Consider the following 20,862-nt stretch of genomic DNA (forward strand, 5'->3'; position numbering starts at 1 on the left):
GCGAAGGACGGCAAGGATGCGTTCTTGATAAACACTGTCCCTTGCCATCCGACGCGGGTGAGGCGATTGAAGCGGCGATGTCCCTATCGCACTTCGATGGTGGTCGTCCCCCGAACGACTTGATCGACGATCCATCGTTCTCCGCTGCGTGTCGCGTCGACCTTGGATCCGTCGATGAAAACGCTCGTGGTGTCTTTGCGGCCGGGCAAGTCCAAGTTCGCCGTCATTTCAGATGGCAGCGCCAGCGTCATGCGAAAAACGTCATCGTTCGTCCAGTCGACTTGGACGGGGCCAAGCGGTGTGGGAACTTTGCCGCGGGCGTAAGACAGTCCGCCGGTGCAGGGGCGGATCATGGCGTTTGACCAACCGGGGACGTTCGGCTGAACGCCCAAGACGTAACGCGGCAGCAGGTTCGCGGGAGCCGCGCCCCAAGCATGGTTCCAATCCTGATTGGGTTTGTACTTCATGTCCCAGGCTTCCCAACTGATCGTCGTGCCGCTGTCGATCATGTGTTTCCAGCTTCGGTCGCCGTCGGCGGTCATCAGCTCGATCGCGTGCTGATCGCCACCATTCGCGAACAAGGCGTTCATCAAATATTGCGCGGCATAGACACTGCATTGCATTCCTCGTTGCTGCAGCCATGAAGTGACGCTCTGACGGTTCTCCTCGGGAACGATTCCGAAGGCCAGCGGAAAGAAGTTCGCATGCAGACTGCTATGATCCGTGCCGATACCATCGCGATAGATACCGATCGCCTGATTCAAGGCTTGATCATTCAGCGATGCCGTGGCCATCTGTGCTCTCGCCTGAAAGGCTTGTGCTTCATCTTCCTTGCCAACGGCTTTCGCCATCTCGCTCATCTGTTTCAGCGCTTGGATGTGAAACGCATTGACCACCGTGTTGACGTCGGTGAACACAAAGCCGTCACGTTCGTTCTTAGGCCAATCCACGATGTCGTGCCGATTTTGATCCATTTCGTCGCTGCGAACCAATCCGTCATCACCACAGCGGTGAATCAGGGTTTTGGTTTTCAGTTCTTCGTAGCGATGCTTCAGCCACTGGGTGTCTCCCGAGTGCATCCAGTGGGCGTGGGCCATGAAGACCATGTGGGGCGCCCATTCGGTCGGCCAAGTTCCGTTTTCCATCAACCAGTCGAAGGTGCGAGCCGCCATGGTGACGTCGTCGTCCGTGGTGTAGTGGCTCAACTGATTTAGGTAGGCGTCACCTTCGTAAGGGATCCGTTCGCGATCTCCGTCCACATAGACGCCGGCGAAAGTCGTGGCCTTGATGCTGTATTTGCACAGATCCCAGATGCGATTCAGGATGTCGCTGGAACACTGAAATGAGCTTGCGTCATCGTTCCAAGTCGCCGAATACGCGGCGCGACGGCGGATCAGTTCATAGGGGAAATCTGCGTCCAGACCTTCGATTTCCACCCAGCGGAACGGCATCACCGATCGCCATTGTGGCGGCGTCAGGACGGCGGGTGGATTCGCGTACATCAAACCCGCCTGTTCAATATTGCGATCATCCACCGGGGTCGGCACGATCCAGTTTCCACGTTGCTGTCCGAGACGAATCTGTGTCATTCCGTAACGAACGGTCCCCGGCGGATCTCGATCAATTGAACCGTCCTTCAGTTTTTCGCCAAAGTGCACGTTGGCGGTGCCACGACCGGACGCTGGAACCGGCATCACAATGTTTCCAAAGGCCACTTTTCCGAAATCGATTTGGGTGGTTTTGTCGTCGACACGTCGAATCGTGACGGGTTCTTGCTCGGTCAGCTTGACATGATCCTGACCGGGAATCACAGGCAATGGTTTGATAAACAGGTTGCGAAACCGATAGGTTTGTCCCTTTTCACCATGGTGCTGGATCCCGATGTATCCGCTGGCGTCCGTCGCGTCGCGAAATCGTGCGGTTTCCACTCCATTGACCTCGATCCGGATCAGATCCTTCACACACGTGATGACATATCGATTCCATCCATTGCGATTCAGTGCATCGCGGATGCGTGGCGTCGCAAAAAACTGTTTTGATTCATCGGCATGTTGCAGGAACTGATCGGTGGAACGTCCGGCCGTGCTTGGCCAGACCCAGCCGCGTCGAGATTCATCGTAAAGTCCGCCTGACCAGCGTCGATCGGAACCGTCGCATTCGGCCTGATAGCCGTACACTTTCTTTGCGGCTTCATCGTCCACATGGCAGCGAAACATAACGCCTGAATTGGCGGGGCCTTCGGGCAAGTGAATTTCAACACTGAGCCGAAAGTCAGAATACTTCTTTTCGGTCACCAGGAAGAACTTCTTATCCGCCAGCAAGTGGATTTCACAGTCCACGACCTTGGCTTCACCGTGCGGATAGGGGTTTCTCCAGCCGGTCAGGTCTTGTCCGTTGAACAGCGGGATGTAGCCACGATCAGCCATATCGGCAAACACTTCGGGCCCGGAGGCGTCTGCCGTCGGTTTTGATAGGGATGCAATGTCGACTTCTTGCGCGCCCGCACCAGCAATCGTCATCCACGTGACCATTATCAGTGTCGTGTATCGTAACGTCGTCATTTGATGTCTTTCATGAAAGGGTGCATTGTCGAAGCGGTCAGTTCTGTGTCTGGCACGCACCTATGGCGGCGACCCATTGGTGTGAACGTGATTCCAACGTTGGTGCAAGCCGAAGGAACTCTCAATCAGGCAATTGAAAAAGCGTGATAGACTCGACCGTCATTTCCGCCACATCGGCATAGGGATCGAAATTGGCAAAGGGATCAAACCGAATCATGGAAACTGGACCGTCACCGGGAATCGCGAAGATGTAGTCTTGAACACGATCGGTTTTGGACAGTTTTCGCTTGCTGGATAGATCGCCACGAAAACCTTGGCCGGGACGAGCCCAGAAGAATTGACTGGTCGCACCGTTGTCGGGCATCGCCCGCAATTGAATCACCAGTTTGCCTTCGGCGGGTTTGGCCAGTCGCACCGCCATTTGTGAGTCGTTGCCCGTTGCCGCCACAATCGTTTTTCCGTCCCGCTGGTGCAGTTTCAGATTGCTGCGTTCGGTCCACTGAGCGGTTGATTGGGCATTTGTGAAGTCCCATGACGCGATCTTTCGCGCACCGGCTATTTTGATGTTGTCCGGGTTGACTGAAAAGTCTTTGGGCTCGGACGTGGCCAAGGCTGTGGCGGCAGATGAGACGCTCGGAATCGCCGCAAATTCATAGGTTCCTGAAGGAACTGACAGAACCGCAACGTCTGAATTCTTGTCGATCAGAGAAACATCCGAGCGATCGTCCAACGGCTTGCCGCTTTCGGTGATGCTGTCCGAATCGCTGGTCGGAAGGTAGACCGTCGCGGTCGTGTTGGCGGGGATCCGGACCTTCAGGTGAAATTCGTTATCGGTCAGAGCCCATTCACTACTGATCGGACCACGAATCGAATCATAGGATGCTTTGACCCAATGAATCGGTTCACGCATCGCGTTGCTTCCACGGGACGGAGGACCAGGACGAATGATGATGTGTTTGAATCCGGGGCCGTCAGACTGGATGCCCGCCAAGGATGCAAACATCCATTCACAGACTGCACCGAACGCATAATGCGAGAAGGAATTCATTGCTGCGTTGTGCCGACCAAAAGCATCTTCTTTGGTGTAGCTGTCCCAGCGTTCCCAAATCGTGGTTGCACCATTGACGATCTCATAGCCCCATGACGGGAAATCACGGGACTGCAAAAGGAACGTCGCTAAGTCGTGCTGGCCGGATGCCGACAATACGGGCAACAAGGGACGCGTGCCCAGGAACCCGGTCGACATTCGGTTGCCGTTGTCGGCAAGCATCTTGGCAAGGTGTTGACCGGTCTTTTCGCGAAGGTTTTCCGGAATCAGATCGGCATACAGTGCCAGTGCCTGTGCCGTTTGGGTGTTGACGTTGACGCTGCCGTCATCGTTAAGATACTTCGCTTGGAAAGCGGCCTTCGTGGCCAGATACTGTTTCATGTATCGGTCGTGCTGAGCATCACGACCAATGGCGGTCGTCATCTCGGCCATCATTTTTGATGAAATGGCCAGGTAGATGGTGTCGATGTAGTCCAGCGGTGTCGTTCCGCCCTGCGTCAACCAATCGCCCCAAGCATTTCCGTGGGTGATTCCCAGGTCATCGACGCAGGTGTTCATACGCCACTGCATGAACTTCGTCATCGGGTCCCAGCATTCATGAATGATGCGGGTATCACCGTAAAACTGCCAGATGGTCCAGGGGCAAATGACACCGGCATCGGCCCATGCCGTTCCAAAGTCCCAGCCATGTTGAAATGGAAACGGAGCGTATCCGGGAAAGACGCCACTGGGCCGTTGTGATTCCATCAACTCCCGCAGCCATTTCGTATAGAAAGCACCGATGTCCGCGTTGTACGCCGCGGTTGCCACATAGGCCTGGGCATCCCCAGTCCAGCCCATTCGTTCGTCTCGTTGTGGGCAATCGGTGGGCAGATCCAGGAAATTGGATCTTTGCGTCCACAAGACATTGCTAAACAGCTGGTTCACCATGGGATCGCTGCATTCAAACGAACTGACCATGGGAGTGTCACTGTGCATTACCAACCCAGTCACGGTGTCCTGATCGGGCGTGCCTGGGAAATCGGACAACTCCACATAGCGGAACCCATGAAAAGTGAACCGCGGTTGATAGGTCTCGCCGTTGGGATTGCCGCGGCAGACATAGAAATCGGTCGCTCGAGCCTTTCGCAAGTTTTCGGTCATCAACCGACCGTCGGGATGCAACATCTCGCCGTATCGGATGCGAATCTTCTGTCCGGATGGACCCTGGACCGCCAGTCGAATCGTCCCGGCAAAGTTTTGCCCCAGGTCGATGATGAATGTTCCTGAACCGCGATCAACAATCGCCTGGGATCGGACCTGTTCGGTGATTCGAACTGGCACACCTGGGAACGCTTCCAGTTTCGGACGCTGGAACCCAAGGTCACGGTCTTGTCCAAGGTTTTGCACGCCCTGCCCCGGGCGTGTCGGATTGCGACGTTGATAAAACGTGGCAATCGGATGTCCATTATCTTCGGCCAACACAGCGGGTTGCCATGATCCGTCATCGAAGCCCGGGGACGACCAATTTGGTGTTTCGAAACGGGCATCATAATATTCACCCATCAGCAAATCGGCTTCGCGGATCGGACCTTCTTGAGTGACTTTCCAAGTCGGATCGGTGGCGATCACTTGGCGCGACCCGTCGGCGTATTCGATTTCCAGTTGGGCCATCAGGGACGGTGTTTTGCCGTAGGTCGCACGACCAGTCTTTTCGGTTCCCATGCCGGTCAACAGTCCAAACCCGACGTATCCGCTGTACCAACCATCGGCCAACCATGCACCGATGGCATTGTCACCGGCGTGCAGCATGTCGGTCACGTCGTAGGTGTTGTAATAGGCACGTTGCCGATAGTCGGTCCAACCTGGTGAAAAGAAGGCATCGCTGACACGCTGGCCGTTGAAGTGCAGTTCATAGATACCCAAGGCGGTCGCATAAACGGTTGCACGGACAATGCGTTTCTCCGCGCGGAATTCCTTGCGATATTGCTGCGCCGGTGGCAAATGGAGTCGGTCGGTATCTTTGTAAACCGGTGACGCGTCACGGACACTGATATAGTTCGCCGTCCAATCCGATTCCTTCAACAATCCCATCGACCAACGAGCCGTGCGACTCCAGCTTTGGGAATGTCCGTCGCCATCCCATACGCATACTTTCCAATAACACTGCTGGCGGCTTTCCAAAGGGACGCCCTGGTAGGTCACAAACAGTGTCTGATTCGAATCGACTTTACCGCTGTCCCAAAGGTCGCCATTGTCGTTGACCAAATTCTGCTTGGTGGACGCGACCAGAATGCGGTATGCCGACTGGGATTGGTTCCGCTCGTGCGACTGAACTTTCCACGACAGCCTTGGTGATCCCTGGTCGATCCCCAACGGGTCCTGTCGGTATTCGCAGCGAAGATGTGTCGGTTCAATCGCTTGGACGTCGGATGGGGGTTCCGCGACGAACCATACAGTTGAGCAAACGACGATCCATGCTGCTTTGCAATGTTGTGCGCACATGAGACTACTTTGTCATTGATCAAAATGACCAGTAACGGAATTGTGAAAGGGATGACGGATCCCGTCGATGATTGATCCGATGTCGTTTAGATTTCGACTTCGGCGGAATCCACCTGCAATCGACGACTCATCCATGTCGGGGTCACCAAAAACCAAGCCACGGTGCCGACCAGTGCTGTCCACTTCACCGTGGAAAGACCAATGATCCCCGCAAAATGCAGCATGCAAGGGATCACGACCAACCCGAGGGCAACCGCCGAAATTGTCTTCAAAAGAATGTTCATGACAGGACTTTCAAATGATCAAGCGTGGTCGTTGCCGAGATTTGGATTTTGAAGCACCTTGCTAAGAATTAGGTAAAGAATCGCACAGGCGACCCAGCAAGGAATCACGGCGTAGGCTGCAAAAAGACCCTGGACGAAAATAAGGTACAGTCCGACGACCACGGGCAGCACCCAAGCCACCAACACCGCGATGTTGATTTGCGTTCCGCTTTTGGATGCATATTGATCCCGCAGACCGAAGCGTTTCATCAGGTAAAAGTCGACGACGATCACGGCGCCCATGGGGCCCAGAACGGTTCCATAGGTCCCAACAAAATCCAACAGCTTGGCTGACAAGTTCGGAAAGGCACCCGCCACGGTTGCGACAGTGCCGGCCACCAATGTCATCGCGGTACGTGAGCTTTTCGGCAGCATGCCTTGGAACGCCAGACCCGCGCGATAGATCGTTGGGTTCGCCGTTGTCCAACCTGCGATGATGACACAGATGATTCCGGTCCAGCCCACCGATTTGTATGCAAGTAGTCCGGGATTGGCCGTGACTTTGCCGTCGTCGCTTAACACCAATTCCGGTTGAACCTTGATCAGAGCGGCCAACAAAAAGCCGGCACTGATCCATGCCATGTAGTGCCCCAAGAACATCCCGATCGCGGGTGCCCAACCGGATGATCGACTGCGGGCAAATCGGAAGATAGAAAGATCCGCCATCCCGAAATGCATCGCTCCGTTGCACAGCCACGCAAAGACGACGATCTGCCAAAAACCAAACGTCTGTGGGCCATTCTTTTCTTGCACGAACGCGATGGATTCACTCCAGAATTCACCGCTGGAAAGTTTTTCCATACCGGTCACATTCATCTGTGCCAGTGAGACAATTCCACATGCGGCGAAAACGCCGATCATCCAGGGGGCGGCGATATTGGCAAACCGGGCGACGCGTTCATAGCCGCCCGCCGCAACCGCCGTGATGACCACGCCGACGATGAATACCAGGACCGTGAACGACGTGTTGCTGAGACCGAGAACGGTTTCCGGAACATCAAAGGTGATATCAAACGGAACGCCCACCGCGGATGCCGATACCGTAATCATGGCACCCGCAAGGAAGCAAAACAGCAAACCGTTGACCAAGTTGTAAAGCTTGACCAGCGACCCGCCGGCGATGCATTCCAATTGATAATACAGCGTTAAACGTTTGGCGACCGCAATCGGAACGACCAGGAAACGCCAGGTAAGCACCGCCAGGATGTTTCCCAGCAAAAGCCCCAACAACAGATCGGAAAGGCTGGCACCGGCCGCCAAAAACAGTGGCCCAATCATAAATTCGGTGCCGGCGGCGTGTTCGCCTGCGTACATGCCCCAGAATTTCCCGCTGCCCAATAGTGCCGAATCCGGCACAGGTTCGCGTTCAAATTCTCCGCCTGAATTTGATTCTGCTTCGCTCATGTCAACGACGACCTGATGAAAGATTGGGGCGTGAACGGAATGACTTAGATGATGGAGGGAGCAATTTCGCTGCGATCGGCCGAGATGCTATCTTCGTAATGACGCACGTTGGTCAGCCACTGTGACCCGCTGGGGACACCCGTGGATTCGCAGTAATAGTCCCAGACGGCACCCAACGGCATCGTCTTTTGTTCCTCCATCAATGCCAACCGCGTCGTGTAATCGCCCTCGGCTTCGGCCTTCTGAAGCAGGTCGACTGGTTCCAGCAGAGCTGCCAGCAAGGCCTTCAAGACATTGCGTGTACCGATCACCCAAGCGGCCACGCGATTGATACTGGCATCAAAGAAATCCAAGCCGATGTTGACTCGCTGTAAGTATCCGCCGCGTACAATCTCTTGCATGATTGCCTGTAGCTCGTCGGTGAAAGTGACGACGTGGTCGCTGTCCCAGCGAACGCCGCGACTGACATGCAACAGGATTTGTGGCAGGTACATCAACACCGAAGAAATCTTGTCCGAAATCACTTCGGTGGGATGAAAGTGACCGGCGTCCAAACACAGCACTTTGTTGCGGGACATCGCGTATCCCATGTAGAACTCGTGGGATCCGACCACATAGCTCTCGCTGCCGATCCCGAACAGCTTGCATTCCACCGCGTCCAGCGTGTGATCGGTCGCCAAGGGTTCGGCAAAAACAGCGTCCAGCGAATCCGCCAATCGTTCACGAGGTTGCCGACGATTGGCTGGGGTGTCCTTGTAGCCGTCGGGAACCCAGAAGTTGTTGATACACGGGTTGCCTTGTTCCGCACCCATCGCGGCGGCGATTTTGCGGCACGCGATTCCGTGGTCGATCCAGAATTGGCGGATGCCCGGATCGGAATGAGCCAGAGTGAATCCGTCTGATGCGTTGCGGTGCGAAAAGAAGCTGGGGTTGAAGTCCAGGCTGATCTGTTGGTCACGGGCCCAATCGATCCAACCCTGGAAATGCGAGACCTCGATTTCATCGCGATCCGCCGGTGTTTCAAAGTCGCCGTACAACGCGTGCAGGTTCAGCCGGTGCTTTCCGGGGATCAGCGAATAAGCCAATCGCAAATCGCTGCGAAGTTCGTCGGCGTTTCTGGCACGTCCGGGGTAGTTACCCGTGACCGCCAAACCATCGCCCAAGGCCCGGGCGTCACTTTCGAATCCCACGACGTCATCGCCCTGCCAGCAATGCACCGAAACGGCAATGTTCGACAACATCGATAATGCCGCTTTGACGTTCACGCCGATCGAAGCGTATTGCTCCGATGCGAGCTCAAAGGCGGCGGCGCAGTTTGGGGTCGAAGTCATTTTGGTTCCTTTTCAACCGATTAGCGGACCGGTCATCCACTCTCTTTCAGGGGCTATTCTAAGGTGCACCGGTCGCCCAAACCTTGACGATCGGTCCTTCGAATAGCACGATGGTGCCAAGTGCCGTAGGTTCGCCATTGGTGCAGAAAACGAGTTTACGGGAAGTCCAGGCCCCGTGTACGGTCATTTTCCCCTGAAAGGTGATCGCCCCAAAGCATTCAAAGCTGGACTGGTTTGACGCAGGCACCGGCGATCGAGATTCGACCGGCGGCGTATCCGAACCACGCCTTCATCGCCTCGTCGACGAACAGGACAGTCCACGTCGTGATCTCATCGTTCGGATGTGAATTGGCCATTCGGCCGGCGCTTTTGGCTGGTTGCAAACGTGTAGCAATCGGACGCCAGCGTGAGCGGTCGTGTACGATGCGAACCATCATTGGGGGTGATTGTCCTGGTCCCGCGCAAGGTTTTGTTTCCGTTGTTGCTTATGTCCTTTCAACGTCGATCCGTTCGGTGGCTACTTGTTTGTCTTACGGTCGCGATGTTGCCGGCCGATCTTTCTGTCGCAGAGACATTCGAAGACGAGTTTCTTGATCAACCGATCGCAACAATCGCCGCGCGTGCTCGGGTCCTGGGAGATCCGATTCGCGGCTATCAATTGTTTCACCGGTCGGGGCTTAGCTGCGTTCAATGCCACCCGACCAACGGCGGCGAAGAACTTCTGGGACCCGATCTGTCACGTATGCAGCAGCGCTCGTCTTATGCGCACGTGATTCAGTCCGTGCTTCGTCCCGATGCTGTGGTGACTGAAGGTTTTCAATCGGCCACACTTTTGCTGGACAGTGGTCAGGTCGTCCGCGGAATCGTACGCGGCGAAACGGACGACGCGTTGCGACTTGCCATCCCTGGGCAAACGGAGTTACAGGCGATTGCCAAGGAAGAAGTGGAAGAACGTCTGATCGGAAAGTCGCTGATGCCCGGTGGGTTGGTCAACCAGTTGTCGGACGAATCACAGTTCTATGATTTGGTTGCTTACGTGGTCGGTCTTGGATCGGGATCGTCGTCTGTCGATCACGTGGATTCAAGCCAACGAAACGCTGCTGCGGATGACCCGATTCCGTTGCCCGAATATGAATCGGACCTGAATCATGCGCTGTTGATTCGCCAATGGGACGACGTTTCTTTTGAACGCGGCAAAGCCGTCTATCAGTCATTGTGTATCAACTGTCACGGTGATCATCGGCAACCGGGATCGTTGCCCAATGCGTTGCGTTTTGCATCGGGCGTGTTCGCCAACGGCGGCGATCCGTATTCGATGTACCGTACGTTGACGCACGGGTTTCGGATGATGATGCCGCAGCGGCAATTGGTGCCACGGGAAAAGTACGACGTCATTCACTACATCCGCGAAGCCTATCTGCGTCCACACAATGAATCCCAGTATTCGCGAGTGGATGACGCCTATTTGAATTCGCTGCCCAAGGGGGGACGCACCGGACCGAACGCGGAACAACGTCAACCGTGGCGTGAAATGGACTATGGCCCGTTCTTGATCAATACATACGAGGTCACCGGTCCTGATACCGGGCCGCGTCCAGGGATCACACGAGAAGAACGTCAACGGGCGGCGGAACAGAATCGCCCGCCGCAAGAAGTTTGGCCCGACAATACCAACATCGCCTACAAGGGGATCGCGATTCGCTTGGACACCGGCGACGGCGGGGTTGCCGCGGGTCATCAATTCGTCGTTTTTGATCACGACACGATGCGTGTTGCCGGTGCTTGGATGGGCGACGGTTTCATCGACTGGCGCGGAATCCTGTTCAATGGGAATCACGCGGTCACGCCGCGCACGGTCGGTGAGTTTCATTTCGGCAATCTGCCAGCGCCCGGTTGGGCACATCCGATCAACGGCACTTTGGACGACCCACGTCTTCGTGGAAAAGATGGACGCGCTTACGGCCCGATGCCAAAAGACTGGGTTCGATATCGAGGGCTGTATCGTCACCCCGAGCGAATCGTCCTTTCCTACCAAGTCGGTGACACGAGCGTCTTGGAATCTTACGACGCGAAAACGGTCGGTGACGTTGCGGTGTGGCAACGGATTTTGAACGTCGGACCCACGGCAACCGAGTTATTGATGCGTGTGGCACCCACGGACCAAGTGGATGTGACGGTGCATCCACAATTGGATTTGATCGATATCCGGGGCGATTGGTTCGTCCGTGTTCCCGCGTCTGACAAGTCGCTTCGGTTCGTGGTCGATATCGCCAAGAAGGGCAGCATGCCGACGGACCAAAGCGCTGCCCAACCCGGCGACGCGATTGATCTAAGCGGATTCATGGATGGTGGATTGCCGAAAGAGCCCGAACGTTGGACGACCGAGATTGAAGCCGGCAATCGCGATGATGCGTTTTCAGTCGACACACTGACGCGACCTTTTGCGAATCGCTATCGCAGCCGACTGCGATTGTCGGGGTTGGATTTTATAGACGACGATACTTTGGTGGTTTGTTGTTGGGACGGTGACGTTTGGACCGTGCGGGGAATTACCCACGGAAATGGGGTCGTTCAATGGCGTCGTATTGCAACGGGGTTGTTTCAGCCTTTGGGGATCAAGGTGATTGGCGATCGAATCTACGTCGCTTGTCGTGATCAGATCGTGATTCTGAACGATTTGAACAACGACGGAGAAACCGATTTTTACGAGTGTTTCAACAGCGACCATCAAGTGACGGACCACTTCCACGAATTTGCGATGGGGCTTCAGTGCGACGACCAAGGCAATTTTTACTATGCCAAAAGTGCCCGCCATGCTCGTGATTCGCTGGTTCCCCAGCACGGAACGCTGTTAAAGGTCAGCGCTGATGGCGAATCGACGGAGATTCTTGCCAACGGTTTTCGAGCCGCCAACGGCGTTTGTCTCAATGATGATGGTTCCTTCTTCGTCACCGATCAAGAAGGCCATTGGAATCCGATGAACCGCATCAATCGCGTCGAGCCAGGAAAGTTCTATGGCAACATGTATTCCTATGGTGCGCCAGATGATTCCAGTGATGATGCGATGGAACCACCACTATGCTGGCCGAACAAGTTGTTCGACCGATCACCCGCTGAATTGCTGTGGGTCGACAGTCCGAAATGGGGCAAACTGAACGGCAGTCTGCTGAGCTTGTCGTACGGCTTTGGGAAGATCTTTGTGGTGCCCCACGAACAGGTCGGTACCGTGTGGCAGGGCGGCATGTGCGAATTGCCCATCGATCGTTTTCCGACCGGGATCATGCGAGGCCGTTTCCATGCCGCTGATGGTCAGCTGTACGTTTGCGGTCTGCACGCTTGGGCAAGCGACCAAAGCGAACAAAAGGGCGGGTTGTATCGCGTGCGGGTGACCGATCGCCCGGCCCATTTGCCGATCGGTTTGGCGGCACATTGTGAGGGCATCACATTGACCTTCACTGAGTCGGTCGATCCCGGGGTAGCCAAAGATCCACGGCAATACATGGTCGATACGTGGACACTGAAACGAACGTCCAACTATGGATCGCGACTGTACGACGAACAATCGTTGGAGATTGATGAAATTCAGATTTCCGACGATGGCCGCCGGGTGACGCTGAAGTTGCCTGATATTCAACCGACCTGGTGCATGCAGATTTCCTACAAGCTGGCCGATGCCCAGGGTGTCCGCTTTCTGGGCACAGTGCAAAACACGATTCACGCGTTGTCCGAACAGAACCCGGCCGCCCCTTGACCATCATCACGATGGCGATGCTTGTCAGCGGATACGATCCGCCATCAAGATCAGCAGGCAACTGGGGGCATGGGTGATTTCGCTGCGAAGAACCTTTTCCACCGCATCGGCCAGTGGCATGCGAACGCAGCGGATCAGTTCGGTGCCCTCGGGGGTCGCTTGTTCATGCCGGATTTCTTCGGCCAGATAAAGCTTAGTCGGTGAAACGACACTGGCCGTGAACGGATCACAGACGCCCAGATCGGTCCAGCGATTGGCAACGATACCGATCTCTTCCTTCAACTCACGACGTGCGGTCGACTCGGCGTCTTCGCCGGGTTCGATGCCACCACTGACTGATTCCAAAGTCACGCGTCCGACGCCGTAGTGAAACTCTTCGGTCAGATAGACGTCACGATTGTGATCGATTGCTAGAACCGACACGCCGTGCTTTAGATGTACCACACTGTGGGTGCCCGGCTTCCCATCGGGGCGCGTGACTTCATCACGACAAACCCGAATCCATGGGTCTTGATAGACCGTGGCGGATTGGTTGATCGTCCAAGGTCCGTGCCGTCGTGGGGTCGATTGGCTCATGCGGCTCGTTCAATCTCGCCGCCGCAAAGGCTTTGATAGAAGCGGTTGGATCGGATCAATTCCTGGTGTTCGCCATCGCCGGAGATCTTCCCAGATTCCATGACGATCACCCGGTCGGCCAACGCCAACGTCGACGGACGGTGCGTGATCATGACGCCGGTACGTCCGTTCAAGAACTGTTCCAACGCCTTGTGGATCAGCTGTTCGCTTTCGGTGTCGATCTGGCTGGTGGCTTCGTCCAGGATCAGAATATCGGGGTCGCGCAGGAAAGCTCGGGCCAACGCGATGCGTTGCATCTGGCCGCCGGACAATCGGCTGGCATTGCTGCCGACACCCAATCGCGTCTGATAACTGAACGGTGTTTTTTCACGAATGAATTCGTCGGCAAATGCCAGCTTGGCGGCACGAATCACATCGTCTTTAGTGGCCGAGGGTGTGCCGTAGCGGATGTTGTTTTCAATCGTGTCGTCGAACAGGATGGTTCGCTGGGTGACCAAGGCCAAGCGACGACGCACGTCGCGACACCGCATTTCGGTGATCGGAACATCATTCAGCATGACGCGACCGGATTGCGGGTCATCAAATCGGCACAGCAGGCTAATCAACGTACTTTTTCCGCACCCGTTGGGACCCACAATCGCGACCGTTTCTCCGTGACGTACCGTCAAGTCCAGCCCACGCAGTACCATGGGGCCGGACGGATACTGATAGCGAATTTTTTCGAAGGTCAGCGTGTGATGGGGGCGTGGCGCGGATTTTGGATCGGCCACATCGTGAACGCGAGTCGGCTGATCGATGATGTCGAACACCCGCGTCGATGCGGCAATTCCCGATTGCAGTGAACTCCAGACGTCGGCCAGCTTTTTCGCCGGGTCGGTGGCACCAATCAAGAATCCAAAGAACAAGATGATTTCGGTCCGATCCAGCGGCAACATGCTCATCCGGATCCCGAACAGGTGTGTCTGTTGATTGATCGCCAGATAGCCACCGGCAAGCACGGCAACGGTGATCACTGCCATACCGATCAACTCGGTGACGCTACGGGCCAGCGAATTATAGAAGCCGACTTTCAACGACTTGCGGAAGTAGGACCTGATGCGATGCTGGAACTTTGCCCGTTCTTTCGCCTGCGTATTGAACGCGCGAATGATCCGGATGCCGGCAAAGGAATCGTTAAGCACGCCATAAAGTTGACTCATTTCTTCCATCGTTCGGCGGCTGGCCCGACGGATGGCCCGGCTCATGTAGTGGATGACCAGAGCCACCAGGGGCGTGATGATCATGACGACCAACAACAGACGCCAGCAAACCCAAGCGGCACCGGCCAAACAAACGATCAGTTTCAACGGTTCACGCAGCAACCGGCCTAGAATCACACCGATACCGCCAGCGGCCACGGAGATATCGTTGGTCAATCGAGAGGTCAAACTAGCCGAACCATGTTCGCCGAACTGATCCAAATCCAGATGAAGCGATTTCCGGAAAAAGATTGCCCGCAGTTTCATCGATGTCTGTTCGGTCACGTACTGCACAAGCAACAGATTGGACATCAAAGCAGCCAGCTTGATGCACGTCCCGATCATCAACAAACCGATCAGCCAGATCAGCGTGGAATAGGGATCGTTCGGCGCGTAGCGATCGACGTAGGGTCGAATCTTATTGAGCCAATCGATCGTCTTGGCGTACGCATCACGGACACCGATGTCATTTTGCAATGATCGGGTCAACTGCTTGACATCGTCTTCGGTTTCCGTGGCCGCCAATTGCTGCCGCGTGTCGGCGATTTTGGCGTCCAAGTCATCGATTTTCTCGGTGGTCGCCGCCATTTCAATCTCGGCGTACTGCGACAGCGTGTGGCCTTCGAAAACCACTTTGATCAGGGGGCCCAGGGTGGCAATGTTCGCGCCCCACAGCGATGCGATGATCCCGGCGGTGATCACAATCATGATCATCGCCAAGTGATGGCGGGCGGCAATCAGCAAGACGCGGCCGAAGTCTTTCATCGCGGTTCGTGTCGTCCTTGACGCAGGTTGCATTGGAATGGGCGGCGGTCGATGCGCACCCGACGGGTCCGTTGGTTCAATGACCCATGGCTTGTAGCGAAGTGGACCGCCCAGGACCAGTCGGATTTCGGTCGGGGCAGATCATGCCAAGAAGCTCCGGCGTCGCCCGCCGCGCGGGGGTGTCGAAACACCGGGTGGGAAGAGATTGCCTGGACTCGGCACGCTTGCTGTGGCGTGTTTCACCGCGATTGGTTTCACGCTTCGGTCCGACCGATCGAGGATCGGTCTGTTTCACGCCACGGCACGACTTCACCGCGGCCGGGGGTGGTGGCTACACCGGCGATTCGGCGAGCGGTCTTTCGTCGACCACGGGCTGAGGATTGCTGCCGGAACCACAACGCCGCTGAAAATCTGGCCACACCAGTTCGTTCAGCAATTCTTCGCCAAGCGTGATCGTCTCGTTGACGTTCAGATTACCTTTGACGATGTGAGCCGAATTGAGTGCATAGAAACCTGGAACCGACGTGACCACCGGCGGTAATCGAGTGCTGTAGTCGACGGTCGACAGTGCGGCAACATATTTCGCACGGCTGACTTTGAAGTCAACGACGTCGTCGCGGCTGAAGTGGTCGTACATTTTCTCCAGTGTCGACAAACACTTCTCCTGGTAATCTTCGTCCGATTCATTGAGCCCCGGATGATCGTCGGGCAAGTACTTGGGCAGGTAAACCAAATGGTGGCCACCCAGTTCCTGCTGTGGATCCACGATGGTGGACATTTCAATCACCGCGGTCAGCGGGACCCACGTGTCGGTGATGTTCGTGACGTAGTACTGGCTGATCGGTTTTCTAAGCAGCATCGATGCACACACGACACCCAGGTATCGGATGTTCGCGTGCCGCGATTTTTCTTCCTCGGTCAGACAGGGACACGTTTTCGCGATCAGCGGCGACGCGATGGTCGACACCACGTTGTCAAAATTTTCTTGGGTGCCGTTGGCAAACGTCACGTCCAAACCACCCCCTTCGGCCGAACGGATTTCACTTACCGGATGACCGGAAAGCAGTCGCACGCCACGCTCGGTCAACGTTTCCGCCAAGCGATCCAAGACCCGTGCATATCCGCCGGGGACATATCCGAACATCTCGGTTTTCATGCCGCTGCGACGAGCTTTGTACATTCGTGCGGTGTGAGCCCAAATGAACGCGGCGGAAGTTTGCGGATAGGCTTCGCCCAACTTGGCCTTCAGCAACGGCAACCAGATCTTTTCAAAGACTCGGTTCCCCGACCAACGACGCAACCATCGTTCAACGGTTAGCTTTTCCAGTCGTCGCCAGTTTTTGATTTTCGATGCATAGAAAATCGTTCCGCCCAGCCGCAGCTTTTGAATCAAGTTCAGCGGGGGGAACCGCAGGAATTCCCCGGTGTTGCTCATCGAAAGCAGTTCGCCGTCGGTGTAGAAACCAGTCTTGGTTTCTACCCACTGCATTTCACTTTCCAAACCGATATCTGAAAGCAGATCACGCAGCTTGGTGTCGCTAAGCAGCGTGACGTGATAGAAGCGATCCCAGACCACGTCGCCCAATTGCCAGGCGCTGGTCAGACCACCGAACTGTGGTGCCGCCTCGGCGACCGTTACCTTCTGGCCACGGTTGACCAAGTCCATCGCCAATTTCAATCCCATCACACCACCGCCGACCACCAGCCAGTGCTGTTGTGCTGGACGGGACGTAGAGGGTTCAACGTCGTTGATGCGATTCATCGGCTGATGCAGTGCGCGTGTGAATGAACGTCTGGCTTCCGACGCAACGCTTACTTTGACGCGCCGCCAAAGCGGTGACGTCCCAGCATTTTCAGCGTCAACCAAATGGTCCGGAACACTCGCATTTTGCTGTCACCACCTTTCTGGTCATAACGCAAACGCAGCGGTGCTTCGCCGAACAAACAACCTTGCTTGCGAAGCTTCAACAGCACATCGGCCATACAAGAGAATCCTGTTTCGCCGACAAAGTCATCGCCATACCTGGCGAAAGCATCACGAATCACACCGGCCCGATAGGCACGGAAACCGGATGTGTAATCGCGGACGCCGCGTGTGGGAAACAGCATCGTAAACAGCACGCGTGCGCCGACGCTTAAGAAATGCCGTTCGATCGGGACACCCACGACTCGAGCACCGGGCTGGAATCGCGATGCGATGACGACATCACATCCTTCGTGGATCATGCGGACCATTCGATCGATCAGACCCGGTGGATGCGTGTTGTCCGCGTCCATCGTGATGATGATGTCGCGTTCGCCGGCGCGATCGACCGCTTCGCGTAATCCATCACGCAACGTGATGCCCAAGCCTTGATTGACTTTGTGTTGGACCACGTGGACCGGCATCTGATAAGACATCTGCGCCGCGATGCGGGCGGTGTCATCGGCGCTGCCGTCATCGACAATGACGACTTCATACGGCAGACCGCTATCGGCGAACGCTTCGCCCACACGCTCCAACAGTTCCGGCAACGCTTCTTCTTCGTTATACGCCGGCAGAGCTAGAAAAACTTTGGAAGGTCGGAAACGGATCGACTGGTGAGAATCCGTCGCGGTGCGGGGCGACGTGGTCGGCATTCCGACGACCGAATCGGATGGATCTGGAGGTAGCGGCTTGGGCATCTGGCAATTGGCTAAACAAGGTGTGTCACAACAAAGCTGCGGGCAATCTACAGTCGCGTAATTCCGCCACAACGTCCGTAGTCGGTGTCAGCTCGGTCCGCACAAATGCCCCGATTTGATTGATTTCCGACCGCTTTCTGGACAGAGGTGGTGCCGCTGTGGGTGCTCAGTCTAACTGCGGCTTTCCGCATCACAAGTTATAGAGAATCGCCCGACTGTGCTGATTCTGAGCATCCGGCTGTTTCGTTCAACATTGATGGCGTGGCGATCGGGCGTCGAGGCCAACCTAAGACCGAAAGAGCAACCATTAGCACTGTTAAACCGACGCCGCTGACGCCAGTGACCACTCCGAAGGCGGGCCCACTGAATCCATCAAACTTCATCAAAAACCAACGTGTGGAAAGAACGTTGAAAAGCGGGATGAACATCAACGCCAGCAGAAAACCGCGGGTCGTCGGCGACATCAACGACCAGGGGCGGCGCAGCGCTGCGATGACGGCGGTCGCCGGCAGGACCAGCAACAGTGCGTCATAAGATTGGTGGTACACCGAAACCAACGATGTCACCAGGATCAGAGCACCGGTCAGCCCACCAAGGCCGTCATCGATCCCGCTTTTTCGGCGTCGGTGTAGCACCCACATTGGCCCGGCCAACAGAAGCCCCATGACACCCAAATGAGTCGCATCACCGGGATTCAAGTTTCCCCACTTGGCGATGACCGCAAGCAGGTCCAGACGCGTCCAGGAGAAGAACGGAGATTCGTCGACTTGGCCCCGATGGGTCGCCTGTGTTTCAGCGATCTGGTCCAACAAGATTTGAAATCCTGAGGCGATGTCGCCGTCGCCCTGATGCGATGCCAACCACAGTAGTGGCAACACGGCCATGACGACGCTGATCGCGGCACCATAGATCAGTGACTTTCGGTTGCCGCGGGCCAAAAGCAAGAAACCGATGGGAAGGATATAGGTCGGCTTCGCGCTGACGACGGCCAACGCCACCGCCGCTTTCCAGGGCGAACGGTTGCCCCAGTGAATCGCGAGAAACGTCGCCAAAATCAGTTCCAGGGTGAAGTAGCCGTTGAAGATCGTGACGTGTCCGCTGCGTGTCACGCTCATCGCAAAAGCGATCACCAACAACGCATCCAAACGATGCGGCCAACCGGCTTGGGATGCGATCACCCCGGCGATCCACAACAACAACAATAAATTGATCCCGGTGAAGACCGCTTCGGCCGCGTGTAACGGCAGCCAAGTCAGCGGTGCATGCAACACCAGAATGCCCGGCGAAAAGAACGGGATCGGACGTTCCACCGGGAACTGTGCGACATAGTCTTGCCCGTAGGGGCTGATGCCCGACACCAGCGACATTGCCGGAAAATAGACACCGTTGTGGAAGTCACACAGGCCTTGCTTACTGGCGTCAAACGGTCCGGGCGTTTGATACTGAACGACGATTCGTGCGATGGTCAGCGCGAACGTCAACGACAGCAGCAACCCTGCGGAAAGTGCGACGGCCGGTCGGCCGACGCGCCATTTCGCGGTTTCTGCGTTGCGTTGGATCCGGTCCGGTGGCGACGCGGATTCGCTGACGGTCGACGACCAAGCCAAAATGAAAGACTTTGAATGCGAGGGGGATGTGCCAAGACAGGGGGCTGACGACTAAAAAGCAAGGAGTGGCATCCGTTCGGTGGGGCGGCATCAATGCATTGCGACCGGAATGCTGTCGTCGGCATCCAGTGTCGTTACCGCCGCCGGCGGACTCCACCCTGAAACCTAGCGCGCTTTCAGTGATTCGCGCGCTGCAATCGGTAAAACCGCCACGACCGGAACGTCCCGCGATGGCTACGGCGTTGCCGCGCTTGTTTGAAGCGCCATCCGGCGTGACGCGCCTCCGTGACGGGCGGAGATCCGATTCAGCGACCCAGCAAGGCTTCGGTCGCGGCCCGGATGTCGGCTTGTCGCATCAACGATTCGCCGACCAAGACCGCTTTGACACCGCCCTGGCCCAGCATCTGGACGTCATCATGGGTGCGAATACCGCTTTCGGCCACCAGCAACCGGTCCTCGGGGATGACCTGTCGCATTCGCAGTGTGTGATGCAGATCCGTTTTGAAAGTCTTCAAGTCGCGGTTGTTCACACCCACCAGTTTGGTACCGGTGTCCAGCACGGAATCCACGTTGTCGGGATCGAACAACTCGATCAGGGTGTGCATGCCCAATTCAGCCGCATGATCGTGCAGATCTTTCAGTTGGCTTGGATCCAAACACTCGGCGATCAGCAACACGCAGGACGCACCGGCGGCGCGAGCCTGAAGAAGCTGGTAGGTATCAACGATGAAATCCTTACGCAGCACGGGCAACTGCACGACATCGGCGACCTGGTGCAGGTAGTCCAACGATCCTTGAAAGAACGGTTCGTCGGTCAAAACGCTCAGGCAACTGGCACCGCCGCTTTGATAGGCACGCGCGATTTCAACCGGATCAAAGTCTTCACGGATCAGGCCCGCCGATGGACTGGCCCGCTTGACTTCGGCGATCAAGTTCACGTCGGGTCCGGCTGCCAATGCTGCGTAGAAATCCAGACAGGGACCCTGCTGGTCGATGGCATCGCGGAGTTGCGACTCGGAGACTTTGGAACGATCGCGCTCAATGGTTTCACGCGTCCGGGCGACGATCGTTTCAAGAATGTTCATCGTGACGTTGGCTGGGGATGCGGAC

13 protein-coding genes are annotated in these 20,862 nt (G+C 56.1%); 1 reads left to right on the forward strand and 12 read right to left on the reverse strand.

Annotated features, from left to right (window positions below):
* Positions 1–83: 83 nt before the first annotated feature.
* The 6 genes from Mal65_RS00290 to Mal65_RS26270 form a co-directional block, all read right to left on the reverse strand.
* The gene (locus tag Mal65_RS00290) at positions 84–2,561 is read right to left on the reverse strand and encodes a family 78 glycoside hydrolase catalytic domain (RefSeq protein ID WP_145292587.1); all 2,478 of its coding nucleotides are present in this window, start codon (positions 2,559–2,561) and stop codon (positions 84–86) included.
* Positions 2,562–2,682: 121 nt separating this feature from the next.
* Positions 2,683–6,093 (reverse strand): family 78 glycoside hydrolase catalytic domain, encoded by a 3,411-nt coding sequence (locus tag Mal65_RS00295; RefSeq protein ID WP_145292589.1) that lies wholly within the window; start codon positions 6,091–6,093, stop codon positions 2,683–2,685.
* 86 nt (positions 6,094–6,179) lie between these two features.
* Positions 6,180–6,377 carry a hypothetical protein gene (locus tag Mal65_RS00300; RefSeq protein ID WP_145292591.1) on the reverse strand — a complete coding sequence of 66 codons (198 nt, stop codon included), beginning with the start codon at positions 6,375–6,377 and terminating at the stop codon, positions 6,180–6,182.
* 18 nt (positions 6,378–6,395) lie between these two features.
* The gene (locus Mal65_RS00305) at positions 6,396–7,820 is read right to left on the reverse strand and encodes a purine-cytosine permease family protein (RefSeq protein WP_145292593.1); all 1,425 of its coding nucleotides are present in this window, start codon (positions 7,818–7,820) and stop codon (positions 6,396–6,398) included.
* Positions 7,821–7,864: 44 nt separating this feature from the next.
* Complete coding sequence (locus Mal65_RS00310; RefSeq protein WP_145292596.1) at positions 7,865–9,151, reverse strand: L-rhamnose isomerase; 1,287 nt, start codon at positions 9,149–9,151, stop codon at positions 7,865–7,867.
* Positions 9,152–9,369: 218 nt separating this feature from the next.
* Positions 9,370–9,507 (reverse strand): hypothetical protein, encoded by a 138-nt coding sequence (locus Mal65_RS26270; protein WP_165700976.1) that lies wholly within the window; start codon positions 9,505–9,507, stop codon positions 9,370–9,372.
* A 185-nt stretch (positions 9,508–9,692) separates the two neighbouring features.
* Here Mal65_RS26270 and Mal65_RS00315 point away from each other — a divergent pair, with 185 nt between their 5' ends.
* Positions 9,693–12,902, forward strand: a complete 3,210-nt coding sequence (locus Mal65_RS00315) for a DUF6797 domain-containing protein (RefSeq protein ID WP_196784462.1) — start codon at positions 9,693–9,695, stop codon at positions 12,900–12,902.
* A 24-nt stretch (positions 12,903–12,926) separates the two neighbouring features.
* On the opposite strand, the gene Mal65_RS00320 is transcribed toward Mal65_RS00315, so the two are convergent.
* The 6 genes from Mal65_RS00320 to trpC all read right to left on the reverse strand — a co-directional run bounded on the left by Mal65_RS00320 (position 12,927) and on the right by trpC (position 20,837).
* Positions 12,927–13,478 (reverse strand): NUDIX domain-containing protein, encoded by a 552-nt coding sequence (locus Mal65_RS00320; RefSeq protein WP_145292601.1) that lies wholly within the window; start codon positions 13,476–13,478, stop codon positions 12,927–12,929.
* Entirely contained in the window at positions 13,475–15,481 is a 2,007-nt protein-coding gene (locus tag Mal65_RS00325; RefSeq protein ID WP_145292603.1) for an ABC transporter ATP-binding protein, read from the reverse strand. The genes Mal65_RS00320 and Mal65_RS00325 overlap by 4 nt, the downstream gene beginning before the upstream one ends.
* Before the next feature lie 331 nt (positions 15,482–15,812).
* The gene (locus Mal65_RS00330; protein WP_145292605.1) at positions 15,813–17,243 is read right to left on the reverse strand and encodes an NAD(P)/FAD-dependent oxidoreductase; all 1,431 of its coding nucleotides are present in this window, start codon (positions 17,241–17,243) and stop codon (positions 15,813–15,815) included.
* Between the two features lie 50 nt (positions 17,244–17,293).
* Positions 17,294–18,100, reverse strand: coding sequence for a glycosyltransferase (locus Mal65_RS00335; protein WP_145304507.1), 807 nt, complete (start codon positions 18,098–18,100; stop codon positions 17,294–17,296).
* 242 nt (positions 18,101–18,342) lie between these two features.
* Positions 18,343–19,752 carry a glycosyltransferase family 87 protein gene (locus tag Mal65_RS00340; protein WP_145292607.1) on the reverse strand — a complete coding sequence of 470 codons (1,410 nt, stop codon included), beginning with the start codon at positions 19,750–19,752 and terminating at the stop codon, positions 18,343–18,345.
* A 305-nt stretch (positions 19,753–20,057) separates the two neighbouring features.
* Positions 20,058–20,837 (reverse strand): indole-3-glycerol phosphate synthase TrpC, encoded by a 780-nt coding sequence (gene trpC / locus Mal65_RS00345; RefSeq protein WP_145292609.1) that lies wholly within the window; start codon positions 20,835–20,837, stop codon positions 20,058–20,060.
* Positions 20,838–20,862: the final 25 nt, after the last annotated feature.

It is taken from the genome of Crateriforma conspicua (assembly GCF_007752935.1).
Classification (GTDB): domain Bacteria; phylum Planctomycetota; class Planctomycetia; order Pirellulales; family Pirellulaceae; genus Crateriforma; species Crateriforma conspicua.

Coding starts and splice junctions, on each gene's coding strand:
- Mal65_RS00290 (WP_145292587.1), bottom strand. CDS start 2,561: ATGACGACGTTACGATACACGACACTGATAATGGTCACGTGGATGACG.
- Mal65_RS00295 (WP_145292589.1), bottom strand. CDS start 6,093: ATGTGCGCACAACATTGCAAAGCAGCATGGATCGTCGTTTGCTCAACT.
- Mal65_RS00300 (WP_145292591.1), bottom strand. CDS start 6,377: ATGAACATTCTTTTGAAGACAATTTCGGCGGTTGCCCTCGGGTTGGTC.
- Mal65_RS00305 (WP_145292593.1), bottom strand. CDS start 7,820: ATGAGCGAAGCAGAATCAAATTCAGGCGGAGAATTTGAACGCGAACCT.
- Mal65_RS00310 (WP_145292596.1), bottom strand. CDS start 9,151: ATGACTTCGACCCCAAACTGCGCCGCCGCCTTTGAGCTCGCATCGGAG.
- Mal65_RS26270 (WP_165700976.1), bottom strand. CDS start 9,507: ATGGCCAATTCACATCCGAACGATGAGATCACGACGTGGACTGTCCTG.
- Mal65_RS00315 (WP_196784462.1), top strand. CDS start 9,693: ATGTTGCCGGCCGATCTTTCTGTCGCAGAGACATTCGAAGACGAGTTT.
- Mal65_RS00320 (WP_145292601.1), bottom strand. CDS start 13,478: ATGAGCCAATCGACCCCACGACGGCACGGACCTTGGACGATCAACCAA.
- Mal65_RS00325 (WP_145292603.1), bottom strand. CDS start 15,481: ATGAAAGACTTCGGCCGCGTCTTGCTGATTGCCGCCCGCCATCACTTG.
- Mal65_RS00330 (WP_145292605.1), bottom strand. CDS start 17,243: ATGAATCGCATCAACGACGTTGAACCCTCTACGTCCCGTCCAGCACAA.
- Mal65_RS00335 (WP_145304507.1), bottom strand. CDS start 18,100: ATGCCGACCACGTCGCCCCGCACCGCGACGGATTCTCACCAGTCGATC.
- trpC (WP_145292609.1), bottom strand. CDS start 20,837: ATGAACATTCTTGAAACGATCGTCGCCCGGACGCGTGAAACCATTGAG.